The sequence below is a fragment of the Commensalibacter melissae genome, from assembly GCF_003691365.1.
GTDB classification, from domain to species: Bacteria; Pseudomonadota; Alphaproteobacteria; order Acetobacterales; family Acetobacteraceae; genus Commensalibacter; species Commensalibacter melissae.
Map to the genome: position 1 here is coordinate 327812 of NZ_CP033087.1, position 17605 is coordinate 345416.

At 36.5% G+C, this 17605-nt stretch carries 24 protein-coding genes and 1 tRNA gene; 18 read left to right on the forward strand and 7 right to left on the reverse strand.

Features of this window, described 5'->3' with window-relative positions; translation table 11 throughout:
• Positions 1-299 precede the first annotated feature (299 nt).
• Complete coding sequence (locus D9V35_RS01445; RefSeq protein WP_122122995.1) at positions 300-1289, reverse strand: RluA family pseudouridine synthase; 990 nt, start codon at positions 1287-1289, stop codon at positions 300-302.
• Positions 1290-1310: 21 nt separating this feature from the next.
• Here D9V35_RS01445 and D9V35_RS01450 point away from each other — a divergent pair, with 21 nt between their 5' ends.
• The 11 genes from D9V35_RS01450 to D9V35_RS01490 all read left to right on the forward strand — a co-directional run bounded on the left by D9V35_RS01450 (position 1311) and on the right by D9V35_RS01490 (position 11533).
• Positions 1311-1682 (forward strand): hypothetical protein, encoded by a 372-nt coding sequence (locus tag D9V35_RS01450; protein WP_162988520.1) that lies wholly within the window; start codon positions 1311-1313, stop codon positions 1680-1682.
• Between the two features lie 224 nt (positions 1683-1906).
• On the forward strand, positions 1907-2041 hold the full coding sequence (locus D9V35_RS09480) for a hypothetical protein (RefSeq protein WP_255412382.1): 135 nt from the start codon (positions 1907-1909) through the stop codon (positions 2039-2041).
• Between the two features lie 187 nt (positions 2042-2228).
• Positions 2229-2304 (forward strand) — tRNA-Glu (locus tag D9V35_RS01455).
• Positions 2305-2557: 253 nt separating this feature from the next.
• Positions 2558-3313: an aspartyl/asparaginyl beta-hydroxylase domain-containing protein gene (locus D9V35_RS01460; protein ID WP_110439389.1), complete on the forward strand. Its 756-nt coding sequence runs from the start codon at positions 2558-2560 to the stop codon at positions 3311-3313.
• Between the two features lie 155 nt (positions 3314-3468).
• On the forward strand, positions 3469-4713 hold the full coding sequence (gene larC / locus D9V35_RS01465; protein WP_110439390.1) for a nickel pincer cofactor biosynthesis protein LarC: 1245 nt from the start codon (positions 3469-3471) through the stop codon (positions 4711-4713).
• A 153-nt stretch (positions 4714-4866) separates the two neighbouring features.
• Positions 4867-5361, forward strand: coding sequence for a DUF3576 domain-containing protein (locus D9V35_RS01470; protein WP_110439391.1), 495 nt, complete (start codon positions 4867-4869; stop codon positions 5359-5361).
• Positions 5362-5385: 24 nt separating this feature from the next.
• Positions 5386-7998 carry a leucine--tRNA ligase gene (leuS, locus tag D9V35_RS01475; protein WP_122122997.1) on the forward strand — a complete coding sequence of 871 codons (2613 nt, stop codon included), beginning with the start codon at positions 5386-5388 and terminating at the stop codon, positions 7996-7998.
• Entirely contained in the window at positions 7998-8714 is a 717-nt protein-coding gene (locus tag D9V35_RS01480; RefSeq protein WP_122122998.1) for a hypothetical protein, read from the forward strand. The genes leuS and D9V35_RS01480 overlap by 1 nt, the downstream gene beginning before the upstream one ends.
• Before the next feature lie 34 nt (positions 8715-8748).
• Entirely contained in the window at positions 8749-9813 is a 1065-nt protein-coding gene (holA, locus tag D9V35_RS01485) for a DNA polymerase III subunit delta (RefSeq protein ID WP_122122999.1), read from the forward strand.
• A gap of 161 nt (positions 9814-9974) precedes the next feature.
• A complete protein-coding gene (locus D9V35_RS09250) occupies positions 9975-10154 on the forward strand; it encodes a hypothetical protein (RefSeq protein ID WP_155564986.1) in 180 nt (59 codons plus the stop codon).
• A 152-nt stretch (positions 10155-10306) separates the two neighbouring features.
• On the forward strand, positions 10307-11533 hold the full coding sequence (locus tag D9V35_RS01490) for a tyrosine-type recombinase/integrase (protein ID WP_122123000.1): 1227 nt from the start codon (positions 10307-10309) through the stop codon (positions 11531-11533).
• A 7-nt stretch (positions 11534-11540) separates the two neighbouring features.
• On the opposite strand, the gene D9V35_RS01495 is transcribed toward D9V35_RS01490, so the two are convergent.
• The 4 genes from D9V35_RS01495 to D9V35_RS01510 all read right to left on the reverse strand — a co-directional run bounded on the left by D9V35_RS01495 (position 11541) and on the right by D9V35_RS01510 (position 12973).
• On the reverse strand, positions 11541-11798 hold the full coding sequence (locus D9V35_RS01495) for a hypothetical protein (protein ID WP_122123001.1): 258 nt from the start codon (positions 11796-11798) through the stop codon (positions 11541-11543).
• 55 nt (positions 11799-11853) lie between these two features.
• Positions 11854-12120, reverse strand: a complete 267-nt coding sequence (locus D9V35_RS01500) for a hypothetical protein (protein WP_122123002.1) — start codon at positions 12118-12120, stop codon at positions 11854-11856.
• A 70-nt stretch (positions 12121-12190) separates the two neighbouring features.
• Entirely contained in the window at positions 12191-12484 is a 294-nt protein-coding gene (locus D9V35_RS01505) for a MarR family winged helix-turn-helix transcriptional regulator (protein WP_122123003.1), read from the reverse strand.
• A gap of 132 nt (positions 12485-12616) precedes the next feature.
• Positions 12617-12973, reverse strand: coding sequence for a hypothetical protein (locus D9V35_RS01510; RefSeq protein WP_122123004.1), 357 nt, complete (start codon positions 12971-12973; stop codon positions 12617-12619).
• 295 nt (positions 12974-13268) lie between these two features.
• Between D9V35_RS01510 and D9V35_RS01515 the strand changes: the two genes are divergently transcribed.
• Positions 13269-13919 carry a hypothetical protein gene (locus tag D9V35_RS01515; protein ID WP_122123005.1) on the forward strand — a complete coding sequence of 217 codons (651 nt, stop codon included), beginning with the start codon at positions 13269-13271 and terminating at the stop codon, positions 13917-13919.
• A 226-nt stretch (positions 13920-14145) separates the two neighbouring features.
• Here D9V35_RS01515 and D9V35_RS01520 read toward each other — a convergent pair whose 3' ends face one another.
• Complete coding sequence (locus D9V35_RS01520) at positions 14146-14478, reverse strand: helix-turn-helix domain-containing protein (protein WP_122123006.1); 333 nt, start codon at positions 14476-14478, stop codon at positions 14146-14148.
• Positions 14479-14592: 114 nt separating this feature from the next.
• Between D9V35_RS01520 and D9V35_RS01525 the strand changes: the two genes are divergently transcribed.
• Positions 14593-14790, forward strand: a complete 198-nt coding sequence (locus D9V35_RS01525; protein WP_122123007.1) for a transcriptional regulator — start codon at positions 14593-14595, stop codon at positions 14788-14790.
• Positions 14791-14796: 6 nt separating this feature from the next.
• On the opposite strand, the gene D9V35_RS01530 is transcribed toward D9V35_RS01525, so the two are convergent.
• Positions 14797-15345 (reverse strand): hypothetical protein, encoded by a 549-nt coding sequence (locus tag D9V35_RS01530; protein ID WP_122123008.1) that lies wholly within the window; start codon positions 15343-15345, stop codon positions 14797-14799.
• A 174-nt stretch (positions 15346-15519) separates the two neighbouring features.
• Here D9V35_RS01530 and D9V35_RS01535 point away from each other — a divergent pair, with 174 nt between their 5' ends.
• From D9V35_RS01535 to D9V35_RS01550, 5 genes are all read left to right on the forward strand, one after another.
• Positions 15520-15771, forward strand: a complete 252-nt coding sequence (locus tag D9V35_RS01535) for a hypothetical protein (protein WP_122124236.1) — start codon at positions 15520-15522, stop codon at positions 15769-15771.
• Positions 15753-15959 (forward strand): hypothetical protein, encoded by a 207-nt coding sequence (locus D9V35_RS01540; protein ID WP_122123009.1) that lies wholly within the window; start codon positions 15753-15755, stop codon positions 15957-15959. The genes D9V35_RS01535 and D9V35_RS01540 overlap by 19 nt, the downstream gene beginning before the upstream one ends.
• Positions 15949-16116 carry a hypothetical protein gene (locus D9V35_RS09255; RefSeq protein WP_162988521.1) on the forward strand — a complete coding sequence of 56 codons (168 nt, stop codon included), beginning with the start codon at positions 15949-15951 and terminating at the stop codon, positions 16114-16116. The genes D9V35_RS01540 and D9V35_RS09255 overlap by 11 nt, the downstream gene beginning before the upstream one ends.
• 63 nt (positions 16117-16179) lie before the next feature.
• Positions 16180-17178: a helix-turn-helix domain-containing protein gene (locus tag D9V35_RS01545; RefSeq protein ID WP_162988522.1), complete on the forward strand. Its 999-nt coding sequence runs from the start codon at positions 16180-16182 to the stop codon at positions 17176-17178.
• Positions 17175-17525 (forward strand): hypothetical protein, encoded by a 351-nt coding sequence (locus D9V35_RS01550; protein WP_122123011.1) that lies wholly within the window; start codon positions 17175-17177, stop codon positions 17523-17525. The genes D9V35_RS01545 and D9V35_RS01550 overlap by 4 nt, the downstream gene beginning before the upstream one ends.
• Positions 17526-17605 lie beyond the last annotated feature (80 nt).

The window sequence follows — 17605 nt, forward strand, 5'->3', positions numbered from 1 at the left end:
ATTAATGCAGTTGACCCACATTTATATTTTATGAAGTTTGTTTTGTTTACGAACATTGTTATATCAGACTAATTTAGTCCTGTCAAAAAAAATAACATAAAAATAAAGTATATTTTCATCGATAAATTCGATTATAGGTAATAAAAATTGAACTGGTTAATATTTATAGAGTTTAAAACATGTATTTTACAAAATTTTAACCTTTATAATTAATAATTTATTAATAAATTTTTAACAAGTTATTTTTTTCTTTACAAGAGTGTTTATTTCGAATCGAAAAATAAGGATTTATTATATCTTTATTTTTCCGTAGTTATTTTCTTTATTAAACGTTCCATATCCTGGGGCAATGATGTTTCAAACTCATGATATTTATTGCTTATGGGATGATTAAATCCTAAAAGTGTCGCATGCAGGGCCTGTCTGGGAAAATCAAGAAGTTCATTTCTTTGATCTATGGGTAAGATTTTTGCAATGGCGGGAATCCGCTTAAGATATACGGGATCACCTATTAAGGGGTGACCTTGTTTCGATAAATGCACACGAATCTGGTGAGTGCGTCCTGTATCAAGTTTACACTGAATAAAGCTTACAGCTGGATTTATTATTTTTTGAATTTTATAATTTGTTTTGGCATATTTTCCACCTTTTTTGACAATTGTCATTTTTTTACGATCATAGGGGTCACGACCGATATTTCCTTCAATAGACCCTGGACTTGGGTTTGGTATTCCCCAACAGATGGCATGATATAACCGGTTTATGGTTCGATCTGCAAAATCAGCGGATAGTTTGCTTAAGGCTTGTTCAGATTTTGCGATAACCATTACTCCAGAAGTGTCTTTGTCCAGCCGATGAATGATTCCGGGACGTTTTTCTCCTCCTATTCCTGACAGGCTGTCTCCACAATGCGCCAAAAGAGCATTGACCAAGGTGCCATTTTCATTTCCCGGGGCTGGATGTACAACTAATCCAGCCGGTTTATTGATTACGATAAGATGATTGTCTTCAAATAGAATTTCCAGGGGAATGTCCTGAGGTATCAATGAATACTCTTTTACTTCAGGGATTTGCAATTCAATTTTATCATTTGTTTTAATGGGAGTTGATGGATTTTTAACAGGGACATGATTGCGTTTACAATGTCCTTGTTCAATGAGTGCTTTAATTCTTGATCGTGAATAATTTTGATAGGTTTTGCTTAAAAATCGATCAAGTCTTAAATTATTGTATTTTTCTTGAACTGAAGTTACAAGCAAAGTTGAGTCGATCGTGTTTGAACCATTCATACAGAAAGTACCTTAATGTCAATGAATATATCCCTTGAAAACAAAAATTCTTTATCACGAAAAAATAAAGGATTGTTAGCTTTAGTTGTATTTTTGGGAATTCTGATAATAATAGCCACAACGATACTGGTTTTCGCAATTATCAGTCGTATAACTCATAAGAAAAACGATTCTGTCATGATTTATGAAAATTCACTAAAAATTACACGTCCAATCAGTATATTGCAAGAACCTAAAGGGACACGGATAGAAAAGGTCACACGTCAGTCTGACAGGATGGTATTGATAACATTGAGAGGTGGAGGGCCTGATCGTTTGATTTTCTGGGACATTGATCAACAAAAAAAGGTGGCGGAAGTTAAAATTATCGATTCGGGGATTGATGATAAATAGTTTGTTAATTGAAAAAGAATTTTTATGAAACACCTTGCATATATTCGGATTTATAATATGAATAGTTATTGCAATTATCAAATAAAAAAACAAGAAATAATATATGTATGGATTTTTATACTTTGTTTCACTTTATAAAAAAATGTAATATTTTGATATTTTAATGACAATTGAGAAAAATAGTATATAATTGAATTATAACAATCATTTAAAGGAGAATTGTTATGAGTAAACATGAAGTATCAAAAAAAGAAGCTCATAAAGCTGCCGAAACGCTAAGGGATCCTAAAGCTAGTAAATGTGATAAATCCGAAGCAGGTTCTGAATTATCAAAGAAAAAAAATCAAGGTAAAAAATAGATAACTAGATAATTAATCCAATTTATTTGATTTTTATATGCTAAACTCAAATAACGATTGTAGGTCTGTAAAATGGACTATTTAGCAGTCGTTATTTTTTTTGTGATTAATTTGGATTTTTTGGTGAGTTTTGGTTGCTTTTTAGAGCAGGATGACGTAGATAAAAGAAAAATATGGAAGGTTTCTGGTCCCGTTCGTCTAGAGGCCTAGGACACTGCCCTCTCACGGCAGCAACACGGGTTCAAATCCCGTACGGGACACCAAAAGAGAATATCAATCTAGCAATACGTTAAATAATTATTATCGTAAGATTATATAGATATTTAAAAAAGTACTAGAAGATTTGCTTCAAAAATAATTGAAAATATTTTCAATACGAAATTATCTGTTTTGTTTAAACAAAATCTTTTTTCGCATTATAATATAGACATAGTTTTTTCATATTGTGAAATGGAAAAATATTAGATTACTGAAAATAATTTTTGTAATAGATCCATATAATACTTTGGTAAAATTATGCAAAAAAAAATTATAAAGCCTAAAAGACCTTTTATAATCAAAATGGGGAAAAAACTTCGTCCTTATTTTAATAAAGTGCTTTCCCGTTATTCAGAAATTCCGGATCAACCTGTATATGATATTTCGGTTCTACCATGGATATCTGTAATTGAAGCTAATGCAGATATAATTCGTAAAGAATGGGAACAGCTTGTTCAGAAGTATCAAAATGAATCTGTTAACGCACCCTCACTGCGAGATATATCTCCTGACCATGCTAGAATTGCCGCGGATAAACGTTGGAAATCCTTTTTTTTGCAGGGTTACGGGTTACGGGTGATGGAAAACTGTAAGTTAATGCCTAAAACAGCAGCTTTGATAGATAAGATCCCGAATTTAAATTCAGCGTTTTTTTCTATTCTTGAACCGGGTGCCGTTATCCCCCCGCATTATGGTGTGACCAAAGGTTTGCTTACGTGTCATCTTGGGGTCGCTGTGCCGATAGATCAAAAAAAATGCTGGATTGATGTTGATACGCAACGTTTATACTGGGTCCAGGATAAATGCATTCTTTTCGATGATACCTATAGGCATAGTGTTGAAAATGATACGAATCAAACTCGGGTTGTTTTATTATTTCAGGTTTTAAGACCGGAAAGAGGATTTGGTAAGGTTGTTCAAGATCTGTTTATGATGGCGATCCGTCGTTCTGCCTTTGTTAAAGAAGCCTATGATAATTTTATGAAAATCAATAAACAACAAATATTACATTAGTTATTGATTGAGGTATTTGATTTTTTATTAATGTTCAATGTTTTAATCAATGAATTGGGGTTGCAGAAAGGATTATTGAATAATAAGTGAATTGTTATAATTTTTAATTAGGTTATAAATAATTACTGTAAATATTCTGGAGAAAGTGTAGATTTGTGAGAATCGGTTTTTTAGACTGTTTTGCTGGTATGAGTAGCAGCCGATTTATAGGGGCTTTGGCAAGTGCCGGTGTTCCTGAACAAATTTTACAAGATGCAGTTGACGCCCTTGATATAGGCGCACGCCTAGAATTAATGCATGTCAAGCGAAGCAATATTGCAACGATCAAAGCCTATATTAGTTTTGACATTTCAGAAAATGGCTTGAATTTTTCTCATGATTTCTTGCGTTCTTTTCAAGATGAAAAAGTCAATAATAAACAGTTGCTGGGAACAATTCAGGCCTTGATTTCCAATGCGTCCCTACCTGTAAAAGCGAAAAAGCTTATTTTGGAAACTTTTCAGAATTTGGCTGAAGCACAAGCCAAAATCTCAGGTCTGCCAATCGAAGAAATCAGTTTTCATGAGATTAAAGCGCTGAACACGATTGTTGGAGTAACAGTTTGTTGCGTTGCATGTGTCTGGCTGAAGATAGATCAATGGTATGTTTCTCCCTTGAATGTAGGATCGGGAATCAAAAAAGATTCCAAGGGATTTTTACCTATTCCAACCCCTGTAACGCTTGAGCTTTTGGGAAATGAGGTTCTTATTTATGCCTCGGGTCCACAAAAGGAATTGTTAACCCCAACCTGTGCCGCATTGTTGAAAGCGTTAAAGACCAGTTATCAGCCTTGCCCTCCAATCTTGATTTCTCGTATAGGGTATGGAGGGGGAAGAATGGAATATGATAATCTTCCAAATTTTTTAAGACTATGTGTGGGAACCACAACAAAAGGAAAAAATACACAATCAGTTATTGGGGAAATTGTTATTGTAGAGGCAGAATTTGCCAAATCATCGCAAGATGCATTAATTGAATTACAAACCCATCTTTATGCGAATGGGGCAAAATTTGTCTATACTGTGCCAATTTATTCAGTCTTTAATCAAATGACCGATAAGGTTGTTATTTTCTGTCTCCCGGAACATGCTGATGAGATGCGTCGTTTCTTATTTCAAAGATTAAAAACGGCCTATGTGCATTGGCGTATTGAGAAATATGAAAATTTGATTCATTATGATGAAAACGTTAATACCCCATGGGGAAAAATAAAAGTTATTGTGGGACAACTGTTAAACAATCAAATTGTTTCAGTTGTTCCTGATAAAACAACATGCCGCTCTATTGCCAAAGCACATGATTTATCAACAGTTGAAATTGAGGAAACGGTTAAACGGTTGTTTTTTTCCGGGAAAAGTTGATTGAAATTATGAATAAAGATTTAAAAAACGTATAAAAATCTGTATAAGAAAACCTATTATTATTGTAATATTTCCGTTTTATTGATGTACAAAAGGCAAAATGCGAATAGGAATAAATTCACAAGCTGCCTTAATAATCATTGGAGAGGCTACATGACGAAGAATTTAATTGCTTCATTCTCTTTTTCCCGTTCTTTGGTAATGGTCAGTGCTTTAAGTCTGGGGCTTGTAGCTTGTTCCAGTCATAAAAAAGAACGGGATCTGATTTTGCCCGAAAACCATCTTGTTGGTGTGGATCGTTCAGCCACAGGTGGGGATGATAGTCTGGCAGGTGGTGTTAACGCTTATTTATGGCGTGCGGCATTGGATACGTTGGCTTTTATGCCCATGCTTTCAGCTGATGCTGTGGGGGGAAGCATTATAACGGATTGGTATCAGCCTGTTCCATCTAATCCTGAAAGATTTCAAGTTGTTTGCACTGTACTTGACCGACGGTTGAGATCGGATTCGATCAGTGTTGTTGTTCATCGTCAGATAAAGGAAAACGGACAGTGGGTCGATGCGCCTGTAACCTCTCATACAGCTTCAGATCTTACCAGTAAAATTCAGGTGCGCGCACGTCAGTTGCGTGCTGATAAACTTAAGTAAATTTAATATATTTGATAGACTAACATGAATAATTCCATTCCATCATCGTATGATTTTCAACGTGTAGAATTTTATTGGCAACAGCAATGGGCAAAACGTCATTTGTTTGATGTACCCAATGTACCTAATTCTGAATTGCCAAAATATTATGTCTTGGAAATGTTTCCATATCCATCTGGACAGTTGCATATGGGGCATGTAAGAAATTATACTTTGGGGGATGTTGTCGCTCGATACAAGCGGGCAAGGGGCTATAGTGTATTACATCCTATGGGATGGGATGCTTTTGGTCTTCCAGCTGAAAATGCTGCCAAAAGCCATGGTGTTTCTCCTGTTAAATGGACTATGGAAAATATTGCCGCCATGCGGGAAGAACTCAAAAGATTGGGCTTCTCCCTAAACTGGGACAGAGAATTTGCTACGTGTCAGCCCGAATATTATGGTCAGCAACAAAAATTGTTTTTAAGCTTGCTGGAAGAAGGCTTGGTTGAGCGTCGCGAAAGTTGGGTGAATTGGGATCCTGTTGATCAAACTGTGTTGGCTAACGAACAGGTAATTGATGGCAAGGGATGGCGTTCTGGAGCTCCAATTGTAAAAAAACAGCTTTTCCAGTGGTTTTTGAAAATTACGGATTTTGCACAGCCTTTATTAGATGGATTGAATACACTTAATGACTGGCCTGATCGTGTGAAAGCGATGCAAGAGCGGTGGCTGGGAAGATCCGAAGGGGCAAAAGTGCGTTTTGAGGTTCTGAATTTGCCAGCAGATTTTGAATCTAGTTTGAACGTTTTAGAAATATTTACAACCCGTCCGGATACCCTGTTTGGTATGGCATTCGTTGCTATTTCACCTGATCACCCGATGGCGGCTAAATTGGCAAAGACAAATCGCGAAGTGGCTGATTTCATAGCTGAATGTCATCAGTTGGGCACTTCAGAAGAGGCGATTGAGAAAGCTGAAAAAAGAGGGGTCGATACTGGCCTGAAAATTCGGCACCCTTTTATGCCTGATCAGGAATTTCCAATCTGGATTGCCAATTTCGTATTGATGGACTATGGAACGGGTGCAATATTTGCCTGTCCCTGTGGTGATCAGCGGGATTTGGATTTTGCACGCAAATATAAAATTGATTTCAAGACAGTTGTTGTTCCGAAAGGAGAAACCTCTGAAACTTTTAAGGTTACCGAGACTGCATATACAGATCAGGGAATTGCTGTAAATTCTGAATTCTTGGATGGATTGCCAACAGTCAAAGCCAAGGATGTGGCAATAGCGGAATTGGAAAAATTGGGCATTGGTGAAAAAGTGGTGAACTGGCGTTTAAGGGATTGGGGCATTTCCCGTCAGCGTTATTGGGGCTGTCCAATACCTGTTATTCATTGTCCAAAATGCGGAATAGTCCCTGTTCCAGAAGGCCAGTTGCCGGTTCAGTTACCAGAGGATGTTGATTTCTCTTTATCCGGAAATCCGTTGGATAATCATCCAAGCTGGAAACATGTTGAATGTCCCCATTGTCATGGAGCTGCCCAGAGAGAAACCGATACATGCGATACATTTGTAGATAGTTCCTGGTATTTTGCACGATTTACAGCACCTCATGCCGAAACCCCGACAGAAAAGGAGGCTGTTCATCGTTGGATGCCGGTAGATCAGTATATTGGCGGAATTGAGCATGCGATATTACATTTGCTATATGCGCGTTTCTTTACACGAGCCATGAAACAAATGGGATATGTGAGTGTTGATGAGCCTTTTAAAGCTTTATTTACTCAGGGTATGGTGATGCATGAAAGTTATCAAGATGCACAAGGCGAGTGGATTTTTCCTGACCAAGTAAAAAAAACAGGGAATAAAGCTGTTTTACGTGATACCGGCGAAACTGTTAAGATTGGTCGTGTTGAAAAAATGTCAAAGTCCAAGAAAAACACGATTCCACCATCTGCAATTATTGAACGTTTTGGTGCTGATACGGCACGTTGGTTCATATTGTCAGATAATCCTCCCGAAAGGGACATGGAATGGACAGAGGAAGGGGTAATGGCCACTTCCCGTTACCTGCAACGTTTATACCGTTTGGTTTTAACAGTATCACAACAGGTTCCAGTGCTGGTTGTTTTACCTGATACATTTTCGGAAAATGCGGATCAATTGCGACGCTTGACCCACCGCACCATTGTTGCGGTAACAGAATCATTGGATAATTTTGCAATGAATGTTGCGATTGCAAGATTGCGCGAATTAACCAATGCTTTGGCTGATGCAGAAAAAAAATCGGGTGATCCGGGAATGGATTTTGCTCGTCGTGAAGCTGCCATGATGTTAAGTCGACTTTCCAGTCCGTTAATTCCGCATATGGCGGAAGAAATGATGTCTCATCTTTTTGAGGATCACAAATTGTTGGCTGAAAGTGAATGGCCTAAAGCGGATGAAGCTTTGTTAACCGCGACAAAAGTGGTTATTGCTGTGCAAATAAAGGGCAAGTTACGGGGAACGATTGAGGTTGCTCCGGATATGGAAAAAGAAAAGATAATCCAATTGTCACAGCGGGAGAAAACAGTTTCTAAATTTTTGGAAGGAAAAACGGTTTTAAAGACAATTTATGTGCCTAATAAAATCGTTAATTTTGTGGTAAACTGATGAAATCATTAACTATATTCCTTAAAAAATCCAGTGTTTCCTTGGGGTTTGCAATTTTATTGGCAGGATGTGGTTTTCATCCTGTCTATAAAAAAACGGCTACATTGGATACCAATAAGGAATTGAAAAAAGTTTATATTCCTGTTTTGAATGATCGTTTTGGTCAGCAAATTCGGCAGTTTTTACAACAGAATATGGCAGGGGATGGGCCTGAAGATCCAAAAACATATGAGTTGGATGTAACCCCGTCTTTAAGTGAAGAAGCGATTGATATTCATTATGACAATTCTTCGGGTCGGGCAAGAATGACCGGGAATGCGCATTGGATATTGAAAACCATATCTGTTAATCCAGTCATTTTGGCACAGGGTGATGCGCAGACAATGGATGGTTATAATATTACTTTTGAACAATATTTTGCTCAGACGTTGAATGATGAAACCGCGCAAACTCGTGTTGCTCAGAATTTGGCGAATGAAGTTACGCAACAAGTTGCTGTCTGGTTCAGGCATAATGATTCTTTTCAAGAAACAAGTAAAGTTCCAAATACACCCAAGGCGCAGTATATGTTACCAAGCATGATGCCTGGAACAAGCGGAGCACAGACTCAATCAGCGGGAAGTGATGGAATGCCAGCAATGGCTACCGGTCGAAATACCATGATTCCTGTTGGAATGGATAACATGACAGAAGATGAAATGCCTTCAGATAAGTAATGGATAAAAGATGAAATAAGGGTATCAATATTTCATGAAAATCGATGCACGAAAAATTACAAGTATTTTTCAAGATATCAATCAATTTCGTGTATATCTGATTTATGGAGAAAATACAGGATTGGTACGAGAACGTGCCAGCCGCTTGGTAAAAAAAATTGCCAATAGTTTGAACGATCCTTTTCTTGTTGCTGTTTTGGATAAGGAAAATCATGACCGTTTGGTTGAAGAGGCGACAGCCTTATCTTTGATGGGTGGGCAACGTGCTGTATGGGTAAGAGATGCATCGGATAATTTAGCTAAAAAACTTGAAATTTTTTGTGCTTCTTATTTGAACAAAGAAAATTTATCTCATTTTGATTCAGTGATTGTTATTGAAGCGGGCAGTCTTTCCACTCGTTCTCCCTTGCGGATCTTGGCTGAAAAACATCCATTAATGGCGGCAATTGCGTGTTATGCAGAGACTGGGCGCTCACTGGAAGAAACTGTTCATTCACTATTGGGGAAAAAGAGGATTTCCCCGGATGCATTCCGATATTTATTGGCAATGTTAGGTGGAGATCGAATTCTTATTCGTAATGAGATAGAAAAACTATTACTTTTTGTTGGAGATGAGGCAGAAATTACAATTGAAGCTGTTGAAAAGGTCTTGGGGGATAGTAATGAATATTCTGTAGAGGATATTTTATATGCGGTTATGACAGGGCAAACAATTGTTGCAGATCGTACGTTAAATCGGGGACTTAAGGAAGGGATTACCTTGATTGCGCTTATTCGTGGACTTTTATATTTAAATGATCGTATGATGCAGGTTAGGATCATGATGGAAGAAGATGGATTGCCCCTGAAATCTGCAATGGGAAAATTAAATCCACCAATTTTTTTCAAGCGTGTCAATGATTTTCAAAGGGCAATGACCTATTGGAATAAAGAACGATTATTGGATCTTGCCAGACAAGTTCAGTATCTGGAACTTTTAAGCAAACAAACTGCTGTGCCGGGTGAAACATTATGTCGACAGTTTATGTTGGTGATTGCCCAGATGGTTAAGGATAAAAAAATGGTAATGAATTTAAAGGAACTCTTTTCAAATTTATAAAGACAGGGTAAAAGAGGCATAGTGTCTGCGTAGCTCAGCAGGATAGAGCACAGGATTCCTAAATATTGGGCATCTTATTTGGAAACGGTAAGGTGAATCCACTCTAATTCGGGGAACGCTTCGATCAAGAAGGATCATGCCAATCCCGAGCCAAGTCTGTTTTGAATTTAACAGAAAGGTGTAGAGACTGTACGGGTGGTACCTACGGAAATATTTCTACGGTAAAGAGACAGTCCAGCTTACAAACATTGATTGTCAATTTCACAATCAATGGCGATGAAAATCGTGGTGAGATGAATCCTGGGGCCGTGGGTTCGAATCCCGCCGCGGACACCATTTGAATATGCCAGATGTTGCCAATTCCTGACAAATCCCTTGTTTTTCCCAAAAAAATACATATTTATCTATCATATTCTTGCCAGTTCATGACAGACTATGCGATAGAAAGTGGGTACAAAAGTGGGTACAAATTCAAGGAAAGTGGGTACAAATCGTGTTGACAGATTCAAGGGTTAATTCCGCCAGGAAAAAAGACAAACCATATCGCCTGAATGACGGGAATGGCCTTTATCTGAATGTATCAAGATCAGGGACAAAATCATGGCGGGTTCGTTATAAATTCAACAGTAAAGAATCCATGATCGTAATCGGGCATTATCCATCCATGTCCCTTGCCGATGCAAGATCAGCAGCACTTGATGTGAGGAACGGCATTCGTGAGGGACGAAATCCAAATACAGACAAACTGTTGAAAAAAGAGCTTTCCATATCAAATTATGAAAATACCCTGGAGGTTGTGGCAAGGAAATGGTGGGACACAAAAAAATCGCTTTGGTCAAAAAAACACGCGACGGGTGTCATCCGCAGTCTTGAAAGGGATGTTTTTCCCTATTTGGGTGGCATACCCATTACAGAATTGACTCCGCAAATTATTCTGAAAAATCTGCATGATATCGAGAAAAGGGGGGCTATAGAGACAGCCCACCGCATTCGCCAGAGACTGGACGGGATTTTCGTTCATGCCATTGCGAGCGGAATATGCAAGGACAATCCGGCTTCTATCATTGGGCCGGCCCTATTGCCGATAACCAGGGGGAAACAACCGGCCATTATCAATTTTGATGAAGCGGTGGGCATGATAAACCAGATTGACAAAATACCTGCCTATCCGGTTACGAAACTGGCGATGCGTTTTCTGATACTGACAGCGGTCAGGTCATCGGAATTGAGATTTACACGATGGTATGAATTTGAAAATCTTGAAGGTGAAAATCCTGTATGGCGTATTCCGAAAGAACGCATGAAAGGGGAAAAGTCTAAAAAGCGGGAACATCTTGTTCCATTGTCACGTCAGGCTGTGGAGGTAATCAAACTTGTCAGACAGTTCAGTTGCCATCTTGAATATGTATTCCCCAATTATCGGCATTCTTCAAAGGCAATGAGTGAAAACGCCCTGGGATATCTAATTAACAGGGCAGGCTATTATCAAAGGCATGTACCGCACGGTTTTCGCACCCTGTTTTCCACGATCATGAACGAACGGTTCCCACAGGACAGGTTTGTCATTGATCTCGCACTTGCACATGTCAATCCAAATCAGGTTGAGGGAGCTTATAACAGGACAACACATTTTGACCGTAGAAAAATATTGATGCAGGAATGGGCTGATATAATCACCAGGGATTTGAGGAATGCGGATGAGCTGGTTGCTGTACGGTAAAATTCCATCATATCTTATGGTTGTCTATCCATTGCTGCACGTCATGCAATTTGCAACCCTTGTTTTTATATGACATTTGATAGATTGGCGGGAAATCGCTGTCCTTCGCCCGTCTTCTCACCTCTCTTTCACTGAAGTTGGCCATGAGGGCGATAAGGTCGAAACCGATGATTGGATTGATTACATGACCAAGATTGTATTTTTTTAGAAGTTTGTCATACTCTTTTTGAAATCTGGTTATCTTGTTTTCTTCTCTATCGTTCATTGTATCGGCAGTATATTTTGTCTTGTTTGATCTTTTATGAATTAAAGAAATTTATTTATATGTCGCTCATTTTTTTATCAATTTTATTCATGATAAAATCTATCAGAGCGTCCCTATCATCCTGTATTTCCTTTAATTCTTCTTTTTCTTCAGGAAATTCCTCACAAAGTCCCAAATACAGTTCTTTATTAGAAAAATTTTCCAAAAATTTTGTCAAATTATCTTTGTTTGATTGTTTATCATCATAAAAATAATCAATACAAAAATAAAAATGTCTGTTACATATAGCAACGCAATATGATAAATCTACATTCATAACCATTTTATTAACTTTCCTGTCAAATCATGGGGTTAACCTGTTTTCTGTTTGTGATTTTGTTTGATCTTTTATATTAATGAATGGCACCAATATTTTTCATGTACTGGATACCGGTATCGGTTTTTGTAACCTTTATTTTTCTATCGTCGCATAAATGTTTTTCACGTTTTACAAGATGTATTTCTTCCAGGCGATTGAGTGCCTTGCAAACATCCGCTCTTGATAGATTGAGATCGTTTGCATAGTACCCCGTACTGTCCTCAATTCCATCCATATAGACCATTGTCATTATCGCGAATTGCCTGACAGTTAGACAAAATCTTTTTCTTGCTGATTTTTTCACGATAGATGATAAATTATTATTCATGATTTCATCTCATTTAATCACTGGTGTTTATTTATGTTATTCATAAATTTTGATAATGCGTATCCAAACCATGCGGAACTGGATATCAATATTGTCAGCAACACAATCATATCCATCTGGAAAATCCTTGTGTCAGCGGTTTATTTCCCTTAGTTTTTGCGGTCTCAATCTCCAGCAGCTGATTGATGATGTAAGTATCGCCTCTCTTAGGGAGATACTGTTTTGCAGTTCTTTAACCTGACGTTCATATTTCTCACGCTGGTCACGGTAATGTTTCGCCCTTTCCTGATTGAGACCGGCTATCCTTATTTCACAACGATCCATTTTTTTGATATTGTCTTTCAATGAACAAATCCTGTTTTTCATTTCCAGTATTTCTAATTCATAAAAATGAATGATATTCAAATGATGAATGTCATACCGTTTGTCGATTTCACTGGAAGAATTTTCTGGACAAAATAGTTTTTTTAATGTATTGATAAGATACATTGTATTTTACTCCACTAGGGGTTAGGGAAAAGATCGAGTTGCCGCTCGGTCTTTTTTTGTTTCTTTTATGACTCTATATTAGCTTTAAGTTAATTATAATTTATAATGTTTGTTCATCGAGCATGTGAATAAGATCAGGATGTGGCTTTTAGAGTCATTTCCTTTTTCTTGAGGGGAATCTATGGTGAATTGTGTTTCATTGTTTGTCTTCTTAATGTGTTCAAAGATGTATTAATTATCTTATATGCATAATGTGACATATTATCACTTTTTATGTCAATAAAAAAATGATAATATGTCACAAATTATTTTTAATAATATAAAATTGGTAATAATTAGTTTTATTGGTTTTAAACAATTACAGCAGATTAGAGTAAGATTTATAATAGATCTAATAAATGTTTTATCAAAAATGAGCTTTAAAATGAATATTGAAAATAAAGAAATAGAAGTAGGTGAGGTCCGTGATGATGGATTAAGGTTGTGGTGTGCAAAGCTAGCTTTGGAATATGCAAAGGATGAAGCCAATCGCTTGGATTTGGCTGTCCAAAGACTTAAAAATAGAGCAAATAATTTATTAGGATGGGTTATAACACTGATTATATTGGTAATATCTCTTTTATTTACCCATAGAGAATTTTTTCTTCCCTTAATTATTTTAGCTTTATTATTAATGGCGGTGGGGATTTTGTGTGTTGTAACTCTTTATTCGACACCATGGATTTATACTCATATTACTCCTTATGAAATGGATTTAATTCAAGAACGATTAACGACAGAACTGGAGATAACAGAACAACTTGCTGATTTGTATAAATTAGATAGTATGAAAAATACGATTGAATATAAAAATATTCAAATAGCTATGCAATATGCATGGGTATTTTTTATTAGTGCTCCATTGGTTGCCTTTTTAATTGCGTTATGGATTTTTCCTATCTTTTAGGAATGATATTTTTATCAACAGAGTCGTTAATTGTAATTCCCATCTGTGTTTTTTTAATCTGTAAAATCTTATTTTTTGATTGTTGGGTATTTAAAATAACAGACGTATTTTTAAGAGTATTATTTTGAATATAAATTGGTTTGGGAGGTGGAGGTTGTTTTGCCATTTGTATTAGTCTTTCTTAACATAAAGATTATATTTTATTTCGGTAATTAAAATAATCAGTTCATTTCTTAATATCATTTTCAACACGTTGTAACATTAATTGAAGATGCATTTTTGCTTCATCTTTTGGCATATTTCTGAATGCGTAAAGTAATAAAGCTTCATCATTATTTTTTGGAGTAGAGGTATCGTCGGTATCAGTTATCAACCAGTCCAAAGAAACATTAAATTCCTTTGCTATTTTAATTAATAAATCTCTTCCAGGTTTAATTCGATTTGATTCGATTTTAGATAAATAAGATCTATCAATATCTAATGCGGCTACAAACTCGACTTGTTTTAAGCCGCTTTCACGACGAATTTTTCTAATTTTATCGCCGATAGTTTTTTTCATTTAAAACCTTGTTATACAAATAAGTAATTATAAAAGTTATAGCTCTTTCTTGTGTGTTAAAAATTCACATAAATATTGTTGACAAGAGTGATAATTTATCACATAAATATAATCATGATGCACATAAAAGAAATCATTCATAAAGTTGGCGGTCCTGTAAAATTAGCTAAAGCAATTGGAATTAATCATGCGGCTGTCTGTAGGTGGAAAGTTTTACCTATTCATCGTTTATTAGAGGTTGAAAGAATTACAGGAATCCCTCGTGAAGAATTGCGTCCAGACATATTTTTAAAAGAAAGGATAGAAAGATAAAATGAGTTAGGACTTATTAACCAAATAGCTATATATGTCGTCAATTATTTCTCCAGAATCAGCATTATAAGCTTGCATAATACGTTTGATAATAAAATTGCGTGGCATTTTGCGTTCTAAACAATAAGCATCTAATTTTTGGGGAACTAACTTGTTATTTTTATCATTGCATTCGATAGAATTGACACGAATACGACGATTAGAAAGTTCCCCCTTGCTATTTTTATACTCAATAGCAATTTCAGTTGGTTCAATAGGAATATTAACAATGTATTTGTTAGAAGGAAAAGCTGGAAAAGTAGTGTATTCCTCATCAAAAAAAGAATTAATTGGTTCATTATCATTTTTTTGGATAATAGATAATATTTCCATTTTTTTTGAAAAATTTTTGGATGGTTTGGCATTAATAGCTATACCTGAATTACAATCTGAACAAAAACCTACTAACGAAAAAACTGTAGTTTTATTATTAAGTTTTACTTCTCGAATTCCAATCATTTCAGCAGAATTATTACGTTTGAAACAATGAGGACAATCAACGATCATTATAGACATAACATAACTCCATATCATTATAGTTTCAGAATAAAAACTATGAAGCAAATGCATATATGAGTCAATTTTGTCTATTCATACTTTTCCCTTTCTCCATAATTGTTTGATTTTCATAAGTATTTATGGAGGAAATTGTTGAAAATTTTTAGTCAAAAAAAGTGTAAAATTTTTACCATGGTTACCAATGAATTTTGTGTTGAGATGACACAACGACACATACAGAAAAGATATGGAAAAGTGCGTAACGCTCCTAAGCTTGTCGCTGTTAAGCGTGGTTGGTCAATGGTCACTTTTAAAAACTGGCTATATGGTAAAAACGCACCGAGAATGCAGGACTTAATTACTTTAATGGCTGATTGTCCTGAATTGGAAAAAGAGATCATCAAAACAGTAAAGGAAACCAGAAAGTGTTTACAGGAATTATAACAGCTGCTTGGCGTGGTTTTGGATTTGATCATGGTGATGGCTTTATCGAATTGCGATTGGGTTTTCTGTCTTTTGCATTATGTAAAGGGAAAATATGGTCTCAAGTCATTATCATGAATAATCAGGCCAGAAAATTGCTGGAGGTTAATCGTGATTTGCAGGAAAAGGTAAAACAGGATGGAAAATAGGAAGGGACTGAACAAGCGATATAAAGGAGTGGATAGACAATGGGAAATGAACAGGAATTCAGGAACATTCAATTGTGGGGGTCAAAGTTTCGACGCAGCGACACCCCACAATGCCCACTCTTTTGAAAGTAAGAGCGATGATAAAAGTAATTCATAATATCTCGTGTGTAAAGATTAAAAAATTTGATGGAAATGACCTTTTCGTTGATGGAGGTCATGAATGTCCAGACATGTAAACAAAAGAGAATACACATGGAGCCGGTTTTTCTGGAATGAATGGAGAAACGATGGGCTTCTCCAGTCCTGCTCTCTTGTCACAAAAGGATTCTGGATGGATATCCTGTGTCTCATGTTCAATAGCGAGCGTCGGGGATATCTGCAGGTAAACGGCAGACCGATGACCGTTCTTGAAATATCAAAGATGATCCATTGTGATACACGCACCGTTAAAAGGCAGATTGATATACTGAAAGAGAGAAACGTCTGTTCCGTTGATGAAAACGGTGTCATCTATTCACGAAGAATGGCTCATGAAAATAACGATGAAAATGCAGTCTTGCATCAAACATGTGGTAGGGAAACTGTGGATATACAGCATGCTTACTGTAGGGATACTGTAAGCTTACATAAAAAAAGTGAGGAAAACAGCCAAAAACAAGAACACTCATATAAGAATAGAATAGATAAGAATCATATAGAAGATTCATCCCCCCAAACCCCCCCTGAACCTGATGACCGGTCTGTTGATAAAAATGACAAGGTCGTTCCTATCAATGCTGATACGGAATTATTCACGAAAAGCGTGAGACTTCTCTGTGAAAAAACCAGATTGTCAGAAATCATTTGCTATCAGACAGTCGAGCGATGGTTCAGGCAGACCAACAGAAATGCAGGATTGGTGAACGGGGCAATCATGGATGGGATACATGGAAACAATCCGATCCCATACATCACGGCTATTATAAAAAACAGGATGAAAAACCCATCGCAGTCATATCCATGTCATGAAAAAACCTATGAGCATCAATGGTGCAATGAAGATGATGATGAAATGTTCAAAAGACTTTCATCCGATGACCAGGCAGTAATTCTCAATTTCAAGAAAGAGAAAAATAGGAGTGGTTGGTATATCAAGTTTTTGGAGCATCACAAGCCATCGGCTTACAGATATCTTGTTCAAAACGGTCTGATCAAAAATGATGAAGGCAAGGTGGCATGATGGAAAACAAACAGGTTGCGAAAAACTATAATATCAAAATATCCCCTGAAAACGAGAATAAAATCAGTGAGGTTGTTTTTGATATATACGCGATGTTAAAGAGCAATGAAAAGTTGTCCAGGGCTATTTCAGCCCATCTGACACTTGTTCTTTTACAAATACAGGAAAGATCAACAAATCCTGGCAAGTATTGCAATAATACAAAAGTATCGAAAGAAACATTGGAAAACAGGCTTTTTGCACTCAATAACTTTCTTGTTCCATTAATGAAGGAATATGGAATTCCGGTCATGGAGGATTTGGATGCTTATTTAAAGGATTATGGAAATGGACATAAACGCAATTAACCATGCAAAAACCATGTATGTTTCTTTACATGGATTATGTGATGTTATTTCTGTAGTTGGTGGTATTTTTGTAATATCAT